The sequence below is a fragment of the Giesbergeria giesbergeri genome, from assembly GCF_054779375.1.
Map to the genome: position 1 here is coordinate 117532 of NZ_BAAGYJ010000008.1, position 19941 is coordinate 137472.

General features: G+C 52.1%; 19 protein-coding genes. 7 read left to right on the top strand and 12 right to left on the bottom strand.

The window, feature by feature from the left end; all coding sequences use genetic code 11:
* Positions 1 to 61 precede the first annotated feature (61 nt).
* Complete coding sequence (gene purB / locus ACYVB2_RS12650; RefSeq protein ID WP_382433335.1) at positions 62 to 1441, top strand: adenylosuccinate lyase; 1380 nt, start codon at positions 62 to 64, stop codon at positions 1439 to 1441.
* Between the two features lie 7 nt (positions 1442 to 1448).
* On the top strand, positions 1449 to 2009 hold the full coding sequence (locus ACYVB2_RS12655) for a YaeQ family protein (RefSeq protein ID WP_382433334.1): 561 nt from the start codon (positions 1449 to 1451) through the stop codon (positions 2007 to 2009).
* Between the two features lies 1 nt (position 2010).
* Here the strand turns inward: ACYVB2_RS12655 and ACYVB2_RS12660 are convergent, their stop codons facing one another.
* From ACYVB2_RS12660 to cysQ, 3 genes are read right to left on the bottom strand one after another with little or no spacing between them, the layout of a single operon-like run.
* Entirely contained in the window at positions 2011 to 2421 is a 411-nt protein-coding gene (locus tag ACYVB2_RS12660; RefSeq protein ID WP_382433530.1) for a DUF3717 domain-containing protein, read from the bottom strand.
* 5 nt (positions 2422 to 2426) lie between these two features.
* A complete protein-coding gene (locus tag ACYVB2_RS12665) occupies positions 2427 to 2951 on the bottom strand; it encodes a hypothetical protein (protein ID WP_382433332.1) in 525 nt (174 codons plus the stop codon).
* Between the two features lie 11 nt (positions 2952 to 2962).
* On the bottom strand, positions 2963 to 3832 hold the full coding sequence (gene cysQ / locus ACYVB2_RS12670; RefSeq protein ID WP_460536805.1) for a 3'(2'),5'-bisphosphate nucleotidase CysQ: 870 nt from the start codon (positions 3830 to 3832) through the stop codon (positions 2963 to 2965).
* Positions 3833 to 4157: 325 nt separating this feature from the next.
* On the opposite strand from cysQ, the gene ACYVB2_RS12675 reads away from it, so the two are divergent.
* A complete protein-coding gene (locus ACYVB2_RS12675) occupies positions 4158 to 4889 on the top strand; it encodes a TerC family protein (RefSeq protein WP_382433328.1) in 732 nt (243 codons plus the stop codon).
* A gap of 31 nt (positions 4890 to 4920) precedes the next feature.
* On the opposite strand, the gene ACYVB2_RS12680 is transcribed toward ACYVB2_RS12675, so the two are convergent.
* Positions 4921 to 6450 carry a M48 family metalloprotease gene (locus tag ACYVB2_RS12680; RefSeq protein ID WP_382433326.1) on the bottom strand — a complete coding sequence of 510 codons (1530 nt, stop codon included), beginning with the start codon at positions 6448 to 6450 and terminating at the stop codon, positions 4921 to 4923.
* Positions 6451 to 6545: 95 nt separating this feature from the next.
* On the opposite strand from ACYVB2_RS12680, the gene moaC reads away from it, so the two are divergent.
* The 3 genes from moaC to ACYVB2_RS12695 all read left to right on the top strand — a co-directional run bounded on the left by moaC (position 6546) and on the right by ACYVB2_RS12695 (position 8297).
* A complete protein-coding gene (moaC, locus tag ACYVB2_RS12685) occupies positions 6546 to 7052 on the top strand; it encodes a cyclic pyranopterin monophosphate synthase MoaC (protein ID WP_382433324.1) in 507 nt (168 codons plus the stop codon).
* 82 nt (positions 7053 to 7134) lie between these two features.
* A complete protein-coding gene (locus ACYVB2_RS12690) occupies positions 7135 to 7623 on the top strand; it encodes a DUF2919 family protein (protein ID WP_382433322.1) in 489 nt (162 codons plus the stop codon).
* Positions 7620 to 8297 carry a glycosyltransferase gene (locus ACYVB2_RS12695; RefSeq protein WP_382433320.1) on the top strand — a complete coding sequence of 226 codons (678 nt, stop codon included), beginning with the start codon at positions 7620 to 7622 and terminating at the stop codon, positions 8295 to 8297. The genes ACYVB2_RS12690 and ACYVB2_RS12695 overlap by 4 nt, the downstream gene beginning before the upstream one ends.
* Positions 8298 to 8323: 26 nt before the next feature.
* Here ACYVB2_RS12695 and ACYVB2_RS12700 read toward each other — a convergent pair whose 3' ends face one another.
* The 7 genes from ACYVB2_RS12700 to ACYVB2_RS12730 all read right to left on the bottom strand — a co-directional run bounded on the left by ACYVB2_RS12700 (position 8324) and on the right by ACYVB2_RS12730 (position 17497).
* On the bottom strand, positions 8324 to 10522 hold the full coding sequence (locus ACYVB2_RS12700; protein ID WP_382433318.1) for an FkbM family methyltransferase: 2199 nt from the start codon (positions 10520 to 10522) through the stop codon (positions 8324 to 8326).
* Between the two features lie 119 nt (positions 10523 to 10641).
* Positions 10642 to 11067 carry a pilin gene (locus tag ACYVB2_RS12705; RefSeq protein ID WP_382433316.1) on the bottom strand — a complete coding sequence of 142 codons (426 nt, stop codon included), beginning with the start codon at positions 11065 to 11067 and terminating at the stop codon, positions 10642 to 10644.
* 104 nt (positions 11068 to 11171) lie between these two features.
* Positions 11172 to 12950, bottom strand: a complete 1779-nt coding sequence (locus ACYVB2_RS12710) for a tetratricopeptide repeat protein (RefSeq protein WP_382433315.1) — start codon at positions 12948 to 12950, stop codon at positions 11172 to 11174.
* Positions 12947 to 14851, bottom strand: a complete 1905-nt coding sequence (locus tag ACYVB2_RS12715; protein WP_382433313.1) for a tetratricopeptide repeat protein — start codon at positions 14849 to 14851, stop codon at positions 12947 to 12949. Before ACYVB2_RS12715 ends, ACYVB2_RS12710 begins: the two co-directional genes overlap by 4 nt.
* Positions 14852 to 14855: 4 nt before the next feature.
* Positions 14856 to 15185, bottom strand: a complete 330-nt coding sequence (locus ACYVB2_RS12720; RefSeq protein ID WP_382433311.1) for a hypothetical protein — start codon at positions 15183 to 15185, stop codon at positions 14856 to 14858.
* 248 nt (positions 15186 to 15433) lie between these two features.
* A complete protein-coding gene (locus ACYVB2_RS12725; protein WP_382433309.1) occupies positions 15434 to 16837 on the bottom strand; it encodes an MATE family efflux transporter in 1404 nt (467 codons plus the stop codon).
* Between the two features lie 21 nt (positions 16838 to 16858).
* The gene (locus ACYVB2_RS12730) at positions 16859 to 17497 is read right to left on the bottom strand and encodes an MBL fold metallo-hydrolase (RefSeq protein ID WP_382433307.1); all 639 of its coding nucleotides are present in this window, start codon (positions 17495 to 17497) and stop codon (positions 16859 to 16861) included.
* Between the two features lie 245 nt (positions 17498 to 17742).
* Here ACYVB2_RS12730 and ACYVB2_RS12735 point away from each other — a divergent pair, with 245 nt between their 5' ends.
* Positions 17743 to 19758: a C2 family cysteine protease gene (locus tag ACYVB2_RS12735; RefSeq protein ID WP_382433305.1), complete on the top strand. Its 2016-nt coding sequence runs from the start codon at positions 17743 to 17745 to the stop codon at positions 19756 to 19758.
* Positions 19759 to 19790: 32 nt separating this feature from the next.
* Here ACYVB2_RS12735 and ACYVB2_RS12740 read toward each other — a convergent pair whose 3' ends face one another.
* Positions 19791 to 19913, bottom strand: coding sequence for a zinc ribbon domain-containing protein (locus ACYVB2_RS12740; protein WP_382433528.1), 123 nt, complete (start codon positions 19911 to 19913; stop codon positions 19791 to 19793).
* Positions 19914 to 19941 lie beyond the last annotated feature (28 nt).

Below are 19941 nucleotides of genomic sequence, written 5' to 3' on the forward strand. Positions count from 1 at the left end.
ATCGATGGAGCATGGGTAAGACCTGTACTGGGGTCATGCGGTCATCCTACAATCGTGCTCCATGAGCCTCTCGACCCTTACCGCCCTGTCGCCACTGGATGGCCGTTACGCCGCCAAACTCTCCACCTTGCGCCCAATCATGAGCGAATATGGCTACATGCACCGCCGTGTGCAAGTGGAAGTGGCCTGGTTCATCGCGCTGTCAGATGCAGGCTTTGACGAGTTCAAACCCCTGACGCCCGGTGCGCGCTCTTACCTGCTCAATTTGGTCAAGAACTTCTCAGAAGCCGATTGCGCAGCCATCAAGGAATTTGAAAAAACCACCAACCACGACGTGAAAGCGGTGGAATACTGGATCAAGTCCAAGTTTGAAGCCCGTCCAGAACTCGAAAAGGCGGCAGAGTTTGTCCACTTTGCCTGCACCAGCGAAGACATCAACAACACCAGCCACGCGTTGCAAATCCGCTCGGGGCGCGATCAGGTGATCCAGCCAGGGCTGGATCGCATCGTGCTCAAGCTGCGCGAAATGGCGCTGCTCTACGCCGAGGTGCCCATGCTCAGCCGCACCCACGGCCAAACTGCCAGTCCTACTACCGTGGGTAAAGAGCTGGCCAACGTGGTGGCACGACTGCAAATAGCCGTAGACCGCATTGCCAGCGTCAAGATTCTGGGCAAAATGAACGGTGCTGTGGGCAACTACAACGCCCACCTGTCGGCTTGGCCCGAGTTTGACTGGGAAGCCTTTAGCAAAAAGGTTATTGAAACACCCGAGCCGATGGGGTTGGGCCTGACCTTTCAGCCCTACAGCATCCAGATTGAGCCGCACGACTACATGGCCGAGCTGTTTGATGCTGTGGCCCGTGCCAACACCATCTTGATTGACCTGTCGCGTGATATTTGGGGCTATGTGAGCTTGGGCTACTTCAAACAGCGTTTGAAGGCAGGCGAAATCGGCTCCTCCACCATGCCACACAAGGTCAACCCGATTGACTTCGAGAACGCAGAGGGCAATTTGGGCTTGGCCAATGCGCTGCTGCGCCACCTGTCAGAAAAGCTGCCCATCTCCCGCTGGCAGCGGGATCTGACCGATAGCACAGTGCTGCGCAATATTGGCGTGGCTTTGGGCTATGCCGCATTGGCCTACAACTCGTTGCTGACAGGGCTGAACAAACTGGAGCTCAACGAAGAACGCTTGCAAGAAGATTTAGACGCGGCCTGGGAAGTGCTGGCCGAGCCTATCCAAACAGTGATGCGCCGCTACGGTGTGCAAGGTGCCTACGAGAAGCTCAAGGAAGTCACGCGCGGCAAAACCGTGACCGCTGAAGCCTTGCATGGGCTGATTCAGGCGCTGGAGATTCCGCAAGCCGACAAAGACCGTTTGCTGGCCATGACGCCTGCCAGCTATGTGGGCAAGGCTGCCGAATTGGCACGGCGCATCTGAAGCAAGTATGGCCCTCAAGTCCACCATCTTCAAGGCGAACCTGCAAATTGCCGATATTGACCACGGCTACTATGCCGACCATGCACTCACTCTGGCACGCCACCCCAGCGAGACCGATGAGCGCATGATGGTGCGTCTGGCAGCCTTGGCGCTCAATGCCCACCACCTGCAAGACACCTGCCACGGCGATGGCACCTTGGCCTTTGGCGCTGGCCTGTCTGACCCAGACGACCCAGACGCCTCCCTGACCGACTTTACGGGCCGCAAGCGTTTGTGGATGGAAGTGGGCCAGCCCGAAGACAAACCGCTGACCAAGGCTTGTAGCAAGGCCGATGCCGTGGTGGTTTATGCCTTTCACCATGCTGCCGAAGTGTGGTGGAAGGGCATTGAGACCAAGCTCACGCGGTTGGACAAATTGCAGGTTTGGCGCATTCCCTCGGAGGCAGCGCAGGATTTGGCCCGTCTGGCCGAACGCAGTATGCAGTTGCAAGCCACCATCCAAGAAGGCGCTATCACTTTGAGCAGCCACTTGGGCAGTGTGCCGTTAGAGCCACTGCGCTGGAAGTAAGTTATCCCGCGTGGTGGGTGCGCTCGGCATAGCGATTAAAACGCCATGCCGTGCCCTGCGCCACAATGCGCCGCCATACGGCACGCTTTTGTGCCGGGCGCAATGCCAACCAGTGTTGCACCTCGGCAAAACTGCGGCCACAACCCTTGCATTCTTCATCGCCCTGGCTGGTAGAGCAAATGGCGATGCAGGGGGTGTCTGGGGTGGTAGCGTACCAATCCAGCCATGCCGTGTAGGCCACAGCAGGCAGAACCTGTTCATCCACCCCCGACTGGCGGGCCAAGACCAAACGGCCATACACCTCGGCCAATGCCTGTAATGGGGGGGCCAATGGCCCACCAGCAGCTGTGGCTTGCACGGTGCGCCAATGGTTGATGGCAGCTTCAATATCTGCAATGTCGATCTGCACAATTAGCCTCAGTGCAGCATGGCAGAACGCGATGGTGCGGTTTGGCGGGCCTCTGCCAGCCACTGGGGCCACAGTGCCAGCGGCCAACTGGCCCGCACATACTGGTCGTAAACAATATTGAGCCATTGGCGCAAGGGTTGTGCTTGCAAGGTCAAATGGCTACTGTGTTCTGCACCCGGAGGTGCCGACTGAAAGCCCAGCTGCACATGCTCAGGGGAACAAGTCAACTGCACGCTATGCACCAACCATGCGTGGCTCTCGGGCGCACTGTGTACTGGCGTCTGTGGTTGCAAGGCGGCTACGGCGGCCTGCTGGGCAAATTCTTGCACGGCCTCGTCCCAGCCCTGTGGCACATCGTGGCGCTCTAGCCAGTGCAGCAAATGCGGCAGCAAGCGGTTGAGCAGCCGTTGTGTCAGCCACAGAACCACTGTGCGTGGGCTGTCTTCACCAGCGTGTGCAGGCAATTCACCTGTGATGCGGATGCGGTCTTCTGCCTCTACGTATTCGGTGGTCAGACGGCTCAGGCTTCTCATGTGTCAGCCTCCTACTTTGCGCTGGGCAGCAGTTGCGCTAACCACTGCGGATCACCCACGGCCAGAAACTCCGGGTTGAGCACTGGGCGTTGCAGGCCGTATTGCAGCACCTGCCCGGCAAAATCGGTCACATGGCCTCCAGCCTGCTCTAGCACGCACTGGGCAGCGGCAGTATCCCACTGGCTGGTGGGGCCAAAGCGGGGGTAGATATCGGCCTGCCCTTGGGCAATGCGGCAAAACTTGAGAGAGCTGCCTGCCGCCACAAAATCATGGGGCAAGGGCAACTGCGCCAACCAAGCGGCCAGCGCCTCGCCACCGTGGGAGCGGCTACCCAGCACGCGCAGTGGCATTTCTGTGCGCATCTGTGCCACCTTTAAGGCTACAGCGCCTGCTGCTTGGCGTTGCCAAGCGCCCAGCCCTCGGGCGGCATAAAACAATTCTCCAGTAGCCGGGGCCAACACCACACCAGCGACGGGCTGGCCTTGGTGGATCAGTGCGATATTGACCGTGAACTCGCCACTGCGCTGTACAAACTCTTTGGTGCCATCGAGTGGATCGACCAGAAAAAACGTCTCTGCCGTGCGTGCGCCCGTGGATGCCGACTCTTCCGACCAGACAAATACCCCCGGAAACTGTGCCTCTAAACCCGCCCGAATGGCATGGTCGGCGCGCAAATCGGCCTCGGTCAGGGGGGAGGCATCGTCTTTTTGCCAACTGGCAAAGTCTTGGGCATACACAGCCATTACCTGCTGGCCTGCGGCCTCGGCAATAGTACACAGGGTATGAAGTTGCTCAATGGTTAGGATCATGATGGGTTGGATGGTCGCACAACCTGGCAGGAAATTCAGTGCCGACATACGCAATACCCACAACAGGCCCATACTTGCACAACTGCGGCAGCGGTGTTCCAATTGCCCCTTCGAAGGGGAGTAGCTCCCATCCCGGTGTTCGGGATGTCAATGCCGTCGTCAATACGAAGCCCTGCTTCCGGCGGATTGGGTGTGTGGTGCCTGTGGTGGCACCCATACTGAGCAAGACCTTTGATGGGCCCGCAGTGGGCTGATCAAGGTCGTCCCCATACCCTCCTGTACTGCGCAGCGGGTGGGATGTCCGGTTCTTCCACCGCAGACTGTCAAACTCCCGTGATGGGGCAAAGGCCATCATGGTGCTTGCCCTTCCTACCGCTAACCGTGACTGAGAACTTTTATGGACTTTCTGTTTGCGCATGAATTTTGGCTCGCTTTGGGCCAGATCATCATCATCGACATCTTGCTCGGTGGCGACAATGCCGTGGTCATTGCCTTGGCTTGTCGCAAGTTGCCACCTGAGCAGCGCCGCAAGGGCATTATTTGGGGCACAGCAGGCGCCATTGTTTTGCGCGTCATCCTGATTGCCTTTGCCATGACGCTGTTGTCGCTGCCGTTCCTGAAATTTACGGGGGCGCTGTTGCTGGTGTGGATTGGTGTCAAGCTGCTGGCCCCTGATGAAGAAGGCCACGGCGATGTGCAAGGCAGCGACAAGCTGCTGGCGGCCATCAAGACCATCATCGTGGCCGATCTGGTCATGAGCGTGGACAACGTCATCGCCATTGCTGGTGCTGCCCAAAACGCTGGCGATCACCAAATGCTGTTGGTCACATTGGGCCTGCTGATTTCTATCCCCATTATTGTTTGGGGCAGCCAATTGGTTATCCAGCTGATGGAGCGTTTCCCCATCATCATCACACTGGGCGGCATGTTGTTGGGTTGGATTGCCGGTGGCATGTTGGTGTCTGACCCCGCATTGGCCGATCCTGACAAGTGGCAATGGATGCTCAAGCTGCCCCAATCCGATACCCTGAAGTACGCTGCCAGTGTGGCTGGTGCCTTGTTGGTGTTGGGCTTGGGCAAATTGATCTTGGCCCGCCGCACTGCTGCGGGCACCGCTGCTCCTCACTGATGGCGCCCTTGGCGGCTGCCTGCGACCCCATCTAGCGCAGTGCAGCCGCCTGTTCTTTCGCCAGTGCTTGCACGGCCCGTAGGCGGGTGTCGATGATCGACACCTCTACAAAATCTTGGGCGCTGCTGCTTTTGCGCGCCCACTCTTGCCCAGCCTTGAAACGGTCTACGGCAGCCGCATAGTCATAGCGGGCCGCATGGGCTTCAGCTTCGGCGCGTATCGCCCGCAGGGTTTGGCCTTGGGCCTGCCAAGCAGACGCCAGCGCCTGCCAAGCACCGGCATCCCGTGGATGGGTACTTACCCAGGTTTGCAGTGGCCCCACCATTTCTGCAGCCCTGCCTAAAGACAACGCAATTTGCGCCCGCAATAACAAGCCTGGGCGGTCTTCACGGCCTTGTTCGGGCAGCAGCCGCCATGCGGCAGCTGCATCTCTGGCAGACAGTTCCACCTCGGCCCCGAGCCATTGGGCCAGTGTGTGTGCCCGCACATCTCCTTGCGTCACTGCTTGCAGGCGCGGCAGCCACTGGCGGGCTTGTTGTGGTTCGTGCAGTGCAATGGCTGTGAGCATGGCTGCATACAAAGCGGCCGCCTGTTGGTGGGGTGCCCGTTGGGCAAAACCGTGGCTTCGGGGTTCTGCCAGCCATTGGCGCAGCATATCCACTCCTGGGCGTGAGAGCACCCGAGCCCGTGCAGCTAGCATGGCGTGTTCTAGGGTGGGGGCCAGCACTTCGCGGGTGGTTTGCAGTGGTAAACGCGCTTGCATGTCTGCCACCCGCTGGGTGGTGAGGGGGTGGCTGCGCAAGTAGGGCCAAGAGCCGTTGTCGTTGAGCCGATTGGCATGTTGCAGTTTGTCGAACATGCCCACAAACCCCTCTGGTGCAAACCCTGCGGGGGCCATCAGGCTGTGGCCTACCCGGTCGGCTTCACGCTCCATATCGCGCGAGAAATTGAGCTGATTTTGTACCGCCAGTGCCTGTCCGCCCACCGTGATGGCTTGGGCGGCCTGCGGGCTTTTGCTCGCTGCCAAGGCCGCCAGAATCATGGTGCCCAATACCAAGGGGGTTTGGCGGCTTTGTTGCGCCAAGAGCCGGGCTATATGCCGTTGGGTCACATGGCTGAGTTCATGGGCCAACACCGAGGCCAATTCATCTCGGCTGCTGACCACCCCCAGCAAGCCCAAATGCACACCCAGATAGCCCCCTGGCAGCGCAAAGGCATTGACCGAGCGGTCGCGTCCTAGCAGCACTTCCCAGGCAAACCGCTCGTCCAATTCAGGCGACAGCTCACCACGCACCCTGGCTGCTGCCAACAAAGCCTGCCATTGCGTTTGTACATAGTCTTGCAGCACGGGGTCATCCAGATAGTCTGGATCGCGGTACAGCTCACGGATGATGCTGTCACCCAGCCGCCGCTCGGCACTGACACTCAGATCAGCCCCATCCCCCAGAGTAGGCAGGCCGCTTGCCGCCAGTGCCGTGGCGGGGGCGACCCCCCCCGCGCCTGCGATGGACAAAGACAATGCCAGTGCTTTGGCCGCCAATAACAGAGTAGATTTTTGCATGGTGTGTGGTAGGTAGGTGCCTGCTGCTGCCTATGATGCACGGTTGCTCCATGGTAGAAATTTTTGCTGAAGCATCGTTCCCTTGCCATACCACCATGCCCACTCTGACCCATTTTGATGCCCAAAGCCAAGCCCAGATGGTGGACATTGCAGCCAAACCCCACACCCATCGGGTGGCGGTAGCGGGTGGCTATATTGCAATGCAAGCCGCCACATTGGCCTTGATCAGCACAGGGCAGGCCCGCAAGGGCGATGTATTGGGGGTGGCCCGGATTGCTGGCATTCAGGCCGCCAAGAAAACCAGTGACCTGATTCCGCTGTGCCATCCCTTGCCCCTGACCCGCATTGCTATCGATTTTGATGAGGCCAGCGTCCATCACCCCGGTGTGTGTGGCATTTTTTGCCGTGCCACCGTGGAGACGGTAGGCGCTACGGGGGTGGAAATGGAAGCCTTGGTGGCCGTACAGGTGGCTTTGCTGACTATTTACGACATGTGCAAGGCGGTGGATAAGAGTATGGGTATCCACGGGGTGCATGTGTTGCAAAAACAGGGGGGAAAATCAGGCGGCTGGCAGATAGCCAACCATGAGATTCAACGCTAGCTCTCAGTGCAAAAAACATATTGCAACAATCCTGAGGCCACAACTATAGTCCCCCGAGTATAGGCAGCTACACTAACACGCTATGGCTCAGATTGATGATCGATTGTTAATGCTGGATAAATATGGATCACTCAAAGTGCCATCCACATTGTGGCTCAGCATGTTGTTTTTGTGTAGGCATTGGATTGTTTTATTGATGCTGTTGGTTTCTGTACGAAAAACACCCGAAGCAGCACAGTGGTTAACCAGCTTTACATGGGTGGCACTGCCTATGGAAGCCCCTATATTTCTACTTTTTGCAGCGATTGCACAGCGCACACCCCAAGCAGCTTCGTTATGGCGTCACATTTGGAAATACGGGCGCACTATTATTGCAGCCACTGCGGCGATGCACTTGGTTTTTGTGGGGTGGTCACTATGGAATGCAGAGGTGTGGCGCCGTTGGCCAGAATTATTCTTGGCAAGCTGTAGTTTGTTAGATATAGCCATCATCTACAGCATTTATAAAGACCCATTTTTTACCCATCTGTTTGAAGATTTTCCTTCTGTAGAGAAAAAGGCGGCGCTATGATTCGGATATTTATTGGTTTTGATCCCCGCGAAACCGTTGCGTGGCATGTTTTAACCCATAGTATTTTGGCTCGATCGAGCCTCCCTGTCAGTTTTACGCCGCTGGCACTGAATAATCTTCAGGGATTGATGTGGCGTGAGTCTAATCCGCTGCAGTCTACACAGTTTTCTTTTTCACGCTTCCTGACACCTTACCTGAGTGGGTATGAGGGCTGGTCACTTTTTATGGACTGTGACATGCTGGTGCAAGATGATATTGCCAAGTTGTGGGCGTTGCGCGATGATAAATATGCAGTGATGTGTGTGCAGCACAACCATCAGCCCAAAGAAACCATCAAATTCTTGGGTGCCCCTCAAACACCTTATGCAAAAAAGAATTGGAGTAGCGTCATGCTCTTCAATAATGCAAAGTGTCGGGCCTTAACCCCTGAGTATGTGAATAATGCCAGTGGACTGGAGTTGCACCAATTTAAGTGGCTGGATGATGATGCCATGATTGGATCGCTACCGCCAGAATGGAACCATCTTGTAGATTATGATGCCCCTAATTCGCAGGCGTCCAATGTTCACTTTACATTAGGCGGCCCGTATTTTAATGAGTATATAGGCTGCGAGTATTCTGATCAATGGCTGAATGAAAAAGAGATGATGCTCAGAGTGGATCAGAGAGAATAAAAAAAGCCCATTTGGGCTTTTTTTATTTAGTGGGTCGTTTTGTTAAGAATTCTAATGTTGTTGATCAACAATTTCCTATTAACGCCCTCTCGTAGTACAGGCTCAACCCCATGAAATGTTTTTTCCGTTTTTGGAAACATAAGCAATCGGTTGGGTAAAAACTCCACAGTATCCACTAAATCGAATTGATCATGCGGATAATGTGGGCCTCCCCAGCAAGTGAATCCTTCTTTTTTCGGTAGATAAATAGAAGTTCCTAAGTCGCGATCTTTATCATTCTCTGGCATATAGAATAAGAAAGTGACTAATCGATGAGGGGCATCTGTATGTGGCCCAATAGCATAATTTGTTTGATCATTGACCAAGAGCGCATCGCCACGAACGTTGATTTTTCCTTCAGCATTAATGATGTTTGAAATTCTGGATTCAAGAGTTTGGCGGAACTTGAATATAACAGCACTCAAAAATGCTTCTGAGTATAGCCAGCTTGCAAATTCTGACCAGAACTCAATTTGCTTAGGAGACATTCTGGAAAAATCTTCTGGATTAAATAAAACAGTCAATCTTTCTTTGTAAGATCCCTTTTGTACTCTTCCAGATTCACTTAAAGGCCGTACGGCATCCAAGCCTGGGAAATTTGCCAAAATTTGCTGATAGTAATCAGGTGGGAATATGTTATCCACTACCAAATATGGAAATGGATCATCGGCTATAGCTGTTGACAGTATTTTGTCAATGGCATAATTCATCACTGCCCGTGCTTGCATGCTGGTAGGAATTCCCAGAGCACGTTCTGTGGTGAGATTGCTAATTTCTTTTTTGTTTTTCCAAAAGATAAATTCTGCAACCCCTTCAAATGCCCCTGATTTTCTTTGCGCATGCATTACTTGGTCATTGTCATAGAAGAATCCAAGTTTTTCTAGCATTTCTGCCGCAGCTTTATGCTCTGGTAATTTTGTGTTTAATTCAATGATGACGCTTTTGACTTTAGGATCTTTTAAGGTTTTCTGAGCGCCTTCAATGACTTTGTGCTCAAAACCATCAACATCGATTTTGACAAAATCTGGAATAGGCAGAGTTCCAGTAGCAACTAACTCGTCAATCGTGGTGGAAAAAGCACCTTGAACAAAAGCATGGCCACGAGGTTTCAGATCAAATCCAACATCTGCACCAAAACTATGGCACGATCCTCCTGTGTCAAATCCTGAGAGAAATAGTTTATCTGCACCAGTTTTATTTGATATTGCCAAGGGAAAGGCTAATAATTTCTCACTCAATTTATTTATTGAAATGTTTTGATTCAAAGCAGCGTAGTTTTGGCTTTCAGGCTCAAAGGCATAGACTTTTGCTTGAGAAACTACTGCTGCAAAAATGCTATACATACCAACATTCGCCCCTATGTCCAGAAAAACTGAATCTTTAGGGATCGATTCTAACCAACGAACAGTGTGAGGCTCTTTTTCATAAAAGCTATTAACGCGCCAAGCCGTCATTTGATTGGGCGTAGTAAACAGGATTTTATTGTCGCCGTGTTTTACTACTCCAACTGGAATCTTTCGTGATGATTCGGATGGGGTTGTGTTACTTTCTTCTTCTTTCTTTGAGAAAGGCTTAAAATCTTCTGGGATAATTATTGATTCTTGAAAATTCAATCCTCTTAATATCAAGGCAAACTCAAATCCGGGCTGCTCTTTGATGCCAATAATATCAAACCTCTTTTCAAAGCGATCTTGCCACCAAGAAAAAGGTTGAACAGTCAAATGTGCGTTTCGGCCATCAGCCAGTTTCTTCACTGCTGGCCGTGTTGCCACAGTGATCAAAGCAATTTTTTTTGTGAGACGACTTAGATCATCTAGAACATGATCAATAAATTCTGGCTCTACATGCTCCAGTACATCTGTACAGACCAGTAAGTCACTCGGCATTGGAGGTTTATCTAATCCCGGAATGGCTGGATCAAACCCCAATATTTTTATATCAGGTAAAGACTGGGCTAATGTTTGTTTGCCACAACCGTAATCAAGAACAGAGCTTGATTTGGATTGCTGTAGCAAATATTGAACTGTAGTGGCCCATTGTCTTCCACTGGTTCCATAATCTGATCTTTCTAAATGTAACTGCGCATTCAGTTGAGCGTATTCATGAGAAATTGTCTTTGACTTTTCATTCTGAGTATTTTTGTTTTCTGATGATTGAAATACGGAGGCCAAGACGTTGCGCAGCATAATATTTAAATGGAAATAATATTTATTAATGTGTAGAAATAAAAAAGCCCACTCGGTAGAAATCGAGTAGGCTTTTATTATTTGACATCCCTGATATAAGGGAGCAGATTAGTTCAATATCAGTCTTGACGGCAAGAAGAAGGTTCCAGCTTTGCGGGGGTAACGCCACAAGACCAAACCACAGTCTTACCAGTAGAGTTCCAGGAAGGAGTCAAAGTAACAACCACTGCGGTACCGGCACCGGCAAATTCGGAATCCCGACCGTTAATAGTGATAACACCGTTAGCGTCAGAAACATCTGCGGCACTAACCTTGCCTGCAACGCCAGGAGATTCGACACCAGTGGCCGAAATACCGTTGGAATTTTGCGATGCTTCGGTAATTGCTGTGCGAGCAGAAGATGCAGCCAACAACAACTCAGACGCCTTGGCGCGCAAAGTGTAATCTTGGTAAGCGGGCAAAGCTACAGCAGCCAGAATACCAATGATCGCCACCACAATCATCAGTTCAATCAGGGTAAAACCCTGTTGCAAAGTACGTTTCATGTTACGACTCCTAATTCATAAAATGCAACCCACCACAGGCTGCCAATCCTATTAAGCAAAATCTGGGCCACCCCAATTTGCTGAGGTTAAGCAGATTTTCTCTGTCATTTTTGTCTTTTTTGGAGTGCAAATGACAAATTTTGGCAAGCATCTTTCCAGTTTCCTGCATCGGTTTGACGGAACAGGTGTGCTGATGGATACCAAGGCATACTGTTACCAGATGCTTGATAGCGCCATCCAGGCACATGTGGCACCAGCACCCAGACTTCTTTTCCCAAGGCTCCACTTAGGTGGACAATGGAAGTGCAAACTGTGATGACCAAGTCAAGCGCCATCACTAATGCAGCAGTTTCATCATAGTCTGGTATAACTTCAGGAAAATCATGCACTCTGCCTGGTGCTAGGCTGGAGAATTCTGCCAAATCTTCTTGATAGTTGCCATACTGCAAATTAATGAATTGGCAGTTGGGTGTATTAAGAATACTCTTCCAATCTTGTGCTGTTGTACTGCGTACGCGACCTCGCGTTAAAGGTACTCCACCACGCCAAGATATTCCTATTTTTACTCCTGGGCCACAATCATTTAACCGATTGGCCCAATAAGCTATTCGATCGGGATCTGCTTTTAAATAGCCATGATGATCTGGAAATTTATTTCTATTTTGACGAAATAAAGCGGGTAAATCACCTGAGGCAATTTGAAAGTCTGGTTGTGGATAATCTTTTAACCAACGTGTGCTTCGCTCGCGCTCTGAGGCAACTACAGAAATTCCTGAAAATGACCGAATAAATAACTTTTCTAGACGAGGCTCGCATTCTAATATAAGATGCCCTACACGTTTCTTTGCTTCTAAAACACAAGAAGAAAACATAATCTCGTCTCCCAAGCCTTGATCTGCCAAGACAAGAAGGGTTTTATTCAATGCCTCTTCTCCATGCCATATTGCAAATGGCATCGCTCGCCATGATGATGCTTTGGTCAGAAAACGTGATCCATAAAATTCCCATCCTCTCTCCCAATTGCCCATTGCTAGTTCGCATTGTGAAAGATACCAAGATACATTAGAATCTTTGGGGTATTGAGTGTGAAGCTTTCTATATAAAATTAAGGCTTCGTTCCATCTGGCACTATATTGGTAACACATTGCTAAATGTAGCTCTAGTGTTAATGGGATTGGGATGGAATTTTTCTCGCAAATCTCTCGGGCTTTAATGTAGGCTATTAGAGCAGATGCATCATTGTCTTGTACCAGCTCAACATGACCTAAAGCGGTCCAGGCGGTGACGTTTTCTGGGTCTTTGGATAAAACCTTTTTGTACGCATCCACTGCATCTGGCCAAGATCTTAGGGCATGCAGTGTTTGGGCAATTTGTAGGTTAATTAGATTTTCATGCTTTTCATCAGAAAATGATAAAGCAGTTTTGTAGGCATCAAGTGCTTGATTGTATTTTTCTTGTCTTGCAAGAATATCTCCATATCGGAGCCAAGCTTTAAGATGATTTTCATCTAAAGCCAATGCTGTATTGATGGAGTCTAGAGCGCCTTGAATATCTTTCATTGCCAACAGTGTTTCTCCTTGTTGGTAATGAACTTCTGCTGGATTTTCGTGATCTAATAAAGATCGTTCTGCCCATTGAATTGAATCAGAAAATTTTCCTTGTAATCTGTATAGTTTTGCCATCTGTAGCATGGCTACGGAGTTGGCAGTGTCTTCTTGTAAGAGTTCGTTGAGTGATTTTTCGGCTGCTTCAATGTCACCCTTCTCTAGAAGATCATCTATTTTAGATAGTGCAATATTTTCTCGGTTGTTTTCTGTGGGGTTGGTTGTTGTAGTAAGTGATGGGGTGTTATTGCGCCGCTGGCGCAACCAGCGGAAAATCATTTATTTTTTCCTTCAGTGATTGTGGTTGAATTGTTAGTTGTTTTCCATGTTTGCAAATCAGTACTAAGCTGTTTTATGGGTGCTTCCCAGTTGCTGTGAGGTGCTTGGCGGATCAGGTTTAGTGATGGATACCACCAAGATTTTTTACTATTGATTCCATATCGCCAATTGGGGTTGCTTGGAACCAAAACCCAGCCATCTTTACCCAAGCCACCTGTTAAATGTGCTTGAGTATTGCATACTGTAACTACTGCATCCAGTGCTTGCGTTATTGCAGCAGCAGCGTCCATGTCTACCAATGATTCAGGCCAGTGCCATACCTGCAAATTTAATGCTTCAGCCGCTTCATTTAAGGTTGATTCCACTTCCCCATATTGAAGACATATTGGCTGAATACCAATGCTTTGCAACTCTCGGAGTAAAGCAATTGGATTAATACTGCGTTGTACAGTACCTGAGCGCAGCATTCCTCCCCGCCAACTCACACCCACATAGGGGCCAGGGCCGCGTGCTAACAATTTATTGCGCCAATACTCCACTTGTGTAGAATCGGCTTTAAGGTAGGGAAGATACTGTATAGATTGATGAGAATAGCTGCGATAAAGACGTGGCAAACTTCCGATAGGTATTTCGTACTGACAGTCAATGTCATTCAGCCAATCAATGCTTTGATCGCTGCGTTCACGACCTATTACCTTTAATGCAGGAAACGAACGTTGTAATAAACCTTGAAGGCGTGGTTCTGTCTCAAGAACTACATGTGTATTCCAGCCAGAAGTTTGAGCCAACAAATCTGGTATGCAACTGGCAAATATAATAATGTCACCTAACCCCTGTTCAGAATGAACTAATAAACCTTGATGGGGAATAGGGGTTCCTTCCCATGATTCTAGCGGCCATTGGCGAACAGGTGACTCATCTACCAATCGACGGGCTTCATAATGCTCAAATCCTACATCAAAACGACCTAGCAACATCTCTAATTGACCTAGGCCACCCTTTGCCTGTGCATTGTCAGGTTCTAAAGTTAATGCATGTTGATAGGCAGATTCTGCCTCAGGGTAACGAGCCTGTGCTGAGCGTAATTTTCCTAAAGAAATATATCCGCCAGTATCATGAGGATCTCGTTCGAAGGCTGTGGTTAATGCAGAATCGGCTTGCTCCCATTCGCCTGCATCTGTGAGAATGTCAGCTAAAATTACCCAAGTCCGCGCACTTTCACCCTTGAATTTAATGGCTTGTTGAGCAGAAATCAGTGCATCGCTCAAGTTTTCAACATCGCATTGTGCCAAAGCTAGATTGCTCCAAGCCAAACCAAATTCAGGTCGAATATCTAATGCTCTCTGAAAACTACGTATGCCTTGCTGAGGTCGGCCCATTTTTAATTGGGCTAAACCGAGATTGTGCCATGCATGGTAATGATTAACATTGCGATCGATGGCTTTTTCAAAGTTCTTTGCTGCCTCACCAAAGTTCTTTTTCTCTAATGCAACCAAACCCCAATGCACCAAAATATCGGGGTTTTGAGGGTCGGCTTTGTGGGCGGCTTCTAGGTGCAACCAAGCCTGATCTAATTTACCCTGATGGAGCAATACCAACCCCACCCCCTCATGGGCTGCGGCATGGGTAGGGTCTATCCGCAATGCTCGGCGATATGCGCTTTCTGCTGCCTCCAGTTGTCGCTGTTGTTGCAGTGCGTCTCCTAGGAAAATCCAACCCAAGAGATGATCGGGTTGTTGCTGTAGCCAGGTCTCTAGGGCTTGCAAAACTTGTCCACGCGCCACAGGGTTGGCCGCCCCGCTATAGTCCTTTTTCCACTGGTCTAGCGGATCTTGTGCAGAAGTGGCTTCATGGCGTGTACGCAGGCTGCGGGTGATTTCCCGAAAAATCCGTCCCAACATGATTTCAGGGCTTTTGTTGGCGAGTGACGTACACAATCAGGGCTTCCGTTAGAACTTCGATAAATTTCTCTGGGTAGCCACGGTCTTTTAAAGACCAACGGAAACTATTTGCCAATTTGGCCTTGCCAAACCAGCCCAGTTGTAGCTCTGTAGCCTTCACCACAGCCTTGTTGATCACTTGTTCCAGAATGTTAGTGACTGCTTGGGGGGAGAGCCTGCGCCCTTCGCCACTGGCCATAGAGGGGGGATACCGGCGCAACAGTTCTTGCACCAAGGCATCAACTACGTTTTGGATGGAGGGGCCGGTGGATTTTCCAAACAGTTTGGCGAACATGGTAGTGAAATGGTGTGGTCTTGGAGGGAGAGGTGGGGTATGGTGTGTTGCAACAGAACCGTACCCAAAGTAACAGCCTTAGCGGAAAACGGTAGCAATTGCCGCGCCAGTGCAGAATACCCTGATCTTCCTATTGCCTATCGATTATTTTGTGACATTTTTGTCACAAGGCGAGACGGGAATGGTGCCGCCTTACCGAGGCAGAAACTATTAGAAACACACTCTGCACCGTGGGTGTGGTGGCTTGCTCAAGTGGGTGGGCAAGCCGTTGCCCGACCCCATCTGTTGAGGCAATGCCACAACATCATGGCAAAAGCCACAGCGCACAAGGCCAAGGCCACGGCACTGCTGATCCAGAAGGTGGCAGGCGAGGGCTGGGCCGTCCAGGTGCCCATGCCGTGGTAGCTGAGTGCATAGCCTCCTCCTAGCCCGGCTCCCCAAAGCAGCAAACTGTAAACAGCCAGTGGAGCCACTGTGATGCCATAACAGCGCAGCGCAAACAGACAAAAACACTGCGCTGCATCTACCAAGTGGTAAATCGCCACCCAGCCCAGCAACACGGCACCCAATGCCATGACGGGGGGATGCTCAGAATACAGGCTGGCCACGGTGCTCTTAAAAGCCCATAGCACGGCAGCCAGCACGCAGGCCATGAGCGTGGTGAGTGCAAACCCTGTCAGGGCGGCTTGGCGAGCCCGAGCCTCGTTGCCTGCGCCTCGCCAGAAACTGATGCGGGCACTGGCTGCAATAGCCAACGACAGTGGCACCATATACAGCACAGCAGCCAAGTTGGCGGCGATCTGGTGGGCGCCCGCAGCGGTGGTGCCTTGGCGGGCGATAAATAAGGCCATCAGTGTGAAGGAGGTCACCTCTACCAATACGGTCAGGCCAGCGGGCACACCCAGCCGTAAAAATTGCCCCAGTTGTCGTATATCGGGGCGTTCCATGCGTTGCCACAACTGGAGGGGCTGGTAAATCTCTTGTGTGCGTGATAGCCAGAGGGCCAGACCCAGCATGCAGCCATACACCGCCAACGTGGCCCAGGCACAACCCACAGCCCCCAGGGCCGGAACACCCAGACCGCCAAAAGTCCACCATACCGAGAGCAGCACCTTGAGTGGCAAGGCCAGTACCTGAATCCAAGTGATGAGTCGTGGATGACCAATGGCTTGGTTCAAAATGCTGAAAAGCCGAAACAGCAAGGTGGCGGGCAGCGCCAAAGCCAACACACCCAAATAGTCAGAGACGATAGGGTGCAGCAATAACGGCACTTGGGCTGCAGCCAGCAAAGGCGCAGGATGTTGCAGCAGACCAGCGCCCAGTGCCGATGCCAATAGCCCCAAATACAGTGCTTGGCGAAATGAGGGGCCAAGGCGCTCATTCTGGCGGGCACCACGCAGTTCGGCCCAGACGGGAAGCAATGCCTGCAATATGCCGACCAACCCTACCGAAATACTGATAAAAATAGCCGAGGCCACAGACAACGCTGCCAGCGAGGCCTCGGCATGGCGCCCGGCCACAATGGTGTCGGTGATGCCAAAAGCCATCACGGCCAGTTGCCCCACCAACACGGTGCTGGCATGGCGCACGATGGTGGACAGGTCGGGCCAGTGTTGGGGCGTTGGGTTGGCTGGAGCTAAATGGGGGGTCATGAGGCCACAGGGGGTGCGCGCTCAGGTGCCACCCACATAAGGGTTGCTGCGGCGTTCCCGGCCAAAAGTGCTCTCGGGGCCATGACCGGGGATGAACACCGTCTGATCGCCCATCGGCCACAGCCGTTGGGTAATGCTGTCAATCAGTTGCTGGTGGTTGCTTTGCGGAAAATCAGTGCGGCCAATGCTGCCTGCAAACAGCACATCACCCACAAAAGCACGGTCGATTTGTGGTGCATGAAACACCACATGGCCCGGTGTATGGCCGGGGCAGTGGCGCACCTGCACCGTCTCTTGGCCCACAGTGACCGTATCACCATCCGTTAGCCACCGTGTGGGGGTGAAATGCTGTGCTGGCGCAAAGCCGAACCGCTGGCTTTGCATGGGCAGACCATCAATCCAGAACTGATCGCCCGAGTGCGGCCCAATGATGGGCAGGCCCAGGCGCTCGGCCAATTCCCCCGTGCCACCTGCATGGTCAATATGGGCATGGGTGAGCCAGAGTTGAGTGAGTTTGAGGCCCAAGCGTTGGACTTCTGCCTGTAGCCGGTCGATTTCACCGCCGGGGTCGATAAGGGCTGCCTCGTGCGTGGCATCGCACCAGAGGATAGAGCAGTTTTGTTGAAACGGGGTGACGGGAACGGTGAGGTACTGGAGCATGGATAAAAAAGAAATCAGGGCAGGCCAGGGTGTAGCGCAAAAGCACGACGATAGCGCAAACCGGCCATCAAGTCGGCATTGTCCGACGAGCCGGGGGGCATACAAAAAGGCGACTTATCTATTGCCAAGAAACGTAAAGATGATCAAAAATTTCTATCGAGAATAAATAGTTCTTATGTTGGTGTCCGCCAACCTGTGTTGGGTGGGTCGGATGCTGTCGTCTCTCCTCTTTGCAAAGGTTTTTCATGAGCGCAACCAGTCTGGATCAAGACATCTCTACCGTGGCCTATGCTCGCCATATTGGTACGGCCGTTCTGTTTGTGGGCACTGATGGCACTTGGTCGGTGGGCCGTGTTGGGCAGAAAGTCAGCGAGTACCAGAGCGTCAAGTTCAATGGTCAGGGCGGTATCCATGACGATACTTTTGATGTAACGGCGCTGGCTGCAGAGTTGCGTGAGGATGGGGGCTACGTTCTCTACCTGCAAGCCAACCAGAATCCTGCCTTGTTTTTCGAGGCTACTACCGACGCGCAGGGCAACATCAATGGGGCCAAAGCCCTGAGCCAAGCAGAGCTGTTTGCCGCCGAGGTTCGCTACGGTATTGACCTGAACTACAACGGTGGATTGGGCGATGCGATGGTGTTGGTAGACGCGGGCAGTGTCAATCTGTATCTGGATGGCTTGGGTGCCTACCAGTTGCAGCAGCCCGATGGTAGCTTCCGTCCGTTGCAGTTTGGTGGCGTAGCCCTGACGTTGGATGCCTTGGAGGGCTTTGAAATTGAAACCATCGTGCCCAAAGAGGGGGGTTACCAGATCTATGTCCGAGATGAGGAAGACAATCTGTTTGAACTCGGTACCGATGAGGCGGGCAGTGTAGACGCCGGGACGTTCCAGACGGTGGGTTCTGCACAGCTTTCCGAGTTGGAACAACGTTTGGGTGAAGACATCAATGCCGCGGGTGACACGCCAGTGGCGGCAGGTTGGACTTCACTGCTCAAGACGGCTGCGGTCAAGGCACAGGTGGAGGCCTTGACGGCCAACAATGCCAAGATCAATCATGCTGGGTTGGTCAAAATTGTCGATGCCGCTATTGAGTCTGTAGGTGGGGCCAGCAATCCGATTGGCACCGATTTGTTCAGTGATCTGAAGGCCATTGCTGCCCGTGGCAAAGAGCTGTTTACCGCCCCTGATTTGGCCGGTGCTGAAACCGGCTATTTGCTGTATGTGTTCAACCAGTTGGTCAATGGCTCTAAGGCAAACAACTTTTACACGGGGGGGCAAACCCAAACCCAAACTCTGGGTAACCTCAGCGCCAATGCCACAGCCAATACCTTGCAGAAGTTGGAAGACAAGTGGCTGCTGGGCAAAGACTTGCCTAACCCGACTACAGAAGGGGACACCGCCAATCCCAATGCGGCTGCGGCGTCGGGTCTTTACAAGGCATTCAGTGCCGAATTGATCAGTGGTGCTTCTGCCTTTGACGTCAATCAGGGCAGTGCTGGCACCTGTTATCTGCTGGCATCTATGGCGGCGGTGGCCCAAGTAAACCCCACGGCCCTCAACAGTGTCTTTGTGCCCAACGGCAGCAGTGCAGACAGCCTGCAAACATGGGGGGTGCGCTTCTTTGATACCAATGGCAAGGTGCATTGGGTAACGGCCAATAACCAGTTTGTGGTTAAAAATCTGGAAGATACCGAAACGGCCTATAGCAAGGTCAAGGGCGTAGACGCCCAAGGCAACCCAACGCAAGAGCTGTGGGCGCCGTTGTTAGAAAAAGCCTATGCCCAAGCCAATGAGTTGCAGATTTTTGGCCGTACCACCCAGACCAACTCTATGCTGGCTATTGAGGGGGGCTTGGCCGAGGCGGTGGTCAATGTGGCCGGTGGCAAGGTCACGACCTTTGCGGATGAGGTGACTACCTACAACGGCAACAGCATTCTGCAAACCAGCGTGGTGCCCACAGGCAGTACGGCGTTGGAGGAGTACACCAAGGCGATGAATGAGGGCAAGGTGCTGTTTGTCGTGTCTCAGGCTACCACCAGTGATGCCAATGGCTCTAAGCTGTTTGTGCCCGGTCATGCCTATATGGCCTACGATGCAGATACCAGCAGTGCCACCAACACCACCGTCAAGGTATACAACCCTTGGGGTTTCTCGGCGGTAACAGCCCAAGAGCCTGTGCCGTCCCACTTGGCACCGTTTGATATGGAGATGGCTGCACTGGTGGGCACCACGGGTATTAGCCTGTGGATGAGCGTTTGATCTGCTCTGCTCAGGTTGACATCCTCCCCGCCCTAAAGGACGGGGATTCCTACTGTTAGACGGCGATGCCCCGCCGCGAGAATGTTGCGTGCTGCATTCACATCGCGGTCGTGTTCCGCCCCGCAATCGCTGCACTTCCACTCTCTTATTCGCAAACCCGCTCTACCTTTCGGACTGCTGGCA

What these genes read in the sequence shown, in the direction of transcription:
- purB (WP_382433335.1), top strand. Translation starts at nt 62, where the DNA reads ATGAGCCTCTCGACCCTTACCGCCCTGTCGCCACTGGATGGCCGTTAC.
- ACYVB2_RS12655 (WP_382433334.1), top strand. Translation starts at nt 1,449, where the DNA reads ATGGCCCTCAAGTCCACCATCTTCAAGGCGAACCTGCAAATTGCCGAT.
- ACYVB2_RS12665 (WP_382433332.1), bottom strand. Translation starts at nt 2,951, where the DNA reads ATGAGAAGCCTGAGCCGTCTGACCACCGAATACGTAGAGGCAGAAGAC.
- cysQ (WP_460536805.1), bottom strand. Translation starts at nt 3,832, where the DNA reads ATGGGCCTGTTGTGGGTATTGCGTATGTCGGCACTGAATTTCCTGCCA.
- ACYVB2_RS12675 (WP_382433328.1), top strand. Translation starts at nt 4,158, where the DNA reads ATGGACTTTCTGTTTGCGCATGAATTTTGGCTCGCTTTGGGCCAGATC.
- ACYVB2_RS12680 (WP_382433326.1), bottom strand. Translation starts at nt 6,450, where the DNA reads ATGCAAAAATCTACTCTGTTATTGGCGGCCAAAGCACTGGCATTGTCT.
- moaC (WP_382433324.1), top strand. Translation starts at nt 6,546, where the DNA reads ATGCCCACTCTGACCCATTTTGATGCCCAAAGCCAAGCCCAGATGGTG.
- ACYVB2_RS12690 (WP_382433322.1), top strand. Translation starts at nt 7,135, where the DNA reads ATGGCTCAGATTGATGATCGATTGTTAATGCTGGATAAATATGGATCA.
- ACYVB2_RS12695 (WP_382433320.1), top strand. Translation starts at nt 7,620, where the DNA reads ATGATTCGGATATTTATTGGTTTTGATCCCCGCGAAACCGTTGCGTGG.
- ACYVB2_RS12700 (WP_382433318.1), bottom strand. Translation starts at nt 10,522, where the DNA reads ATGCTGCGCAACGTCTTGGCCTCCGTATTTCAATCATCAGAAAACAAA.
- ACYVB2_RS12705 (WP_382433316.1), bottom strand. Translation starts at nt 11,067, where the DNA reads ATGAAACGTACTTTGCAACAGGGTTTTACCCTGATTGAACTGATGATT.
- ACYVB2_RS12710 (WP_382433315.1), bottom strand. Translation starts at nt 12,950, where the DNA reads ATGATTTTCCGCTGGTTGCGCCAGCGGCGCAATAACACCCCATCACTT.
- ACYVB2_RS12715 (WP_382433313.1), bottom strand. Translation starts at nt 14,851, where the DNA reads ATGTTGGGACGGATTTTTCGGGAAATCACCCGCAGCCTGCGTACACGC.
- ACYVB2_RS12720 (WP_382433311.1), bottom strand. Translation starts at nt 15,185, where the DNA reads ATGTTCGCCAAACTGTTTGGAAAATCCACCGGCCCCTCCATCCAAAAC.
- ACYVB2_RS12725 (WP_382433309.1), bottom strand. Translation starts at nt 16,837, where the DNA reads ATGACCCCCCATTTAGCTCCAGCCAACCCAACGCCCCAACACTGGCCC.
- ACYVB2_RS12730 (WP_382433307.1), bottom strand. Translation starts at nt 17,497, where the DNA reads ATGCTCCAGTACCTCACCGTTCCCGTCACCCCGTTTCAACAAAACTGC.
- ACYVB2_RS12735 (WP_382433305.1), top strand. Translation starts at nt 17,743, where the DNA reads ATGAGCGCAACCAGTCTGGATCAAGACATCTCTACCGTGGCCTATGCT.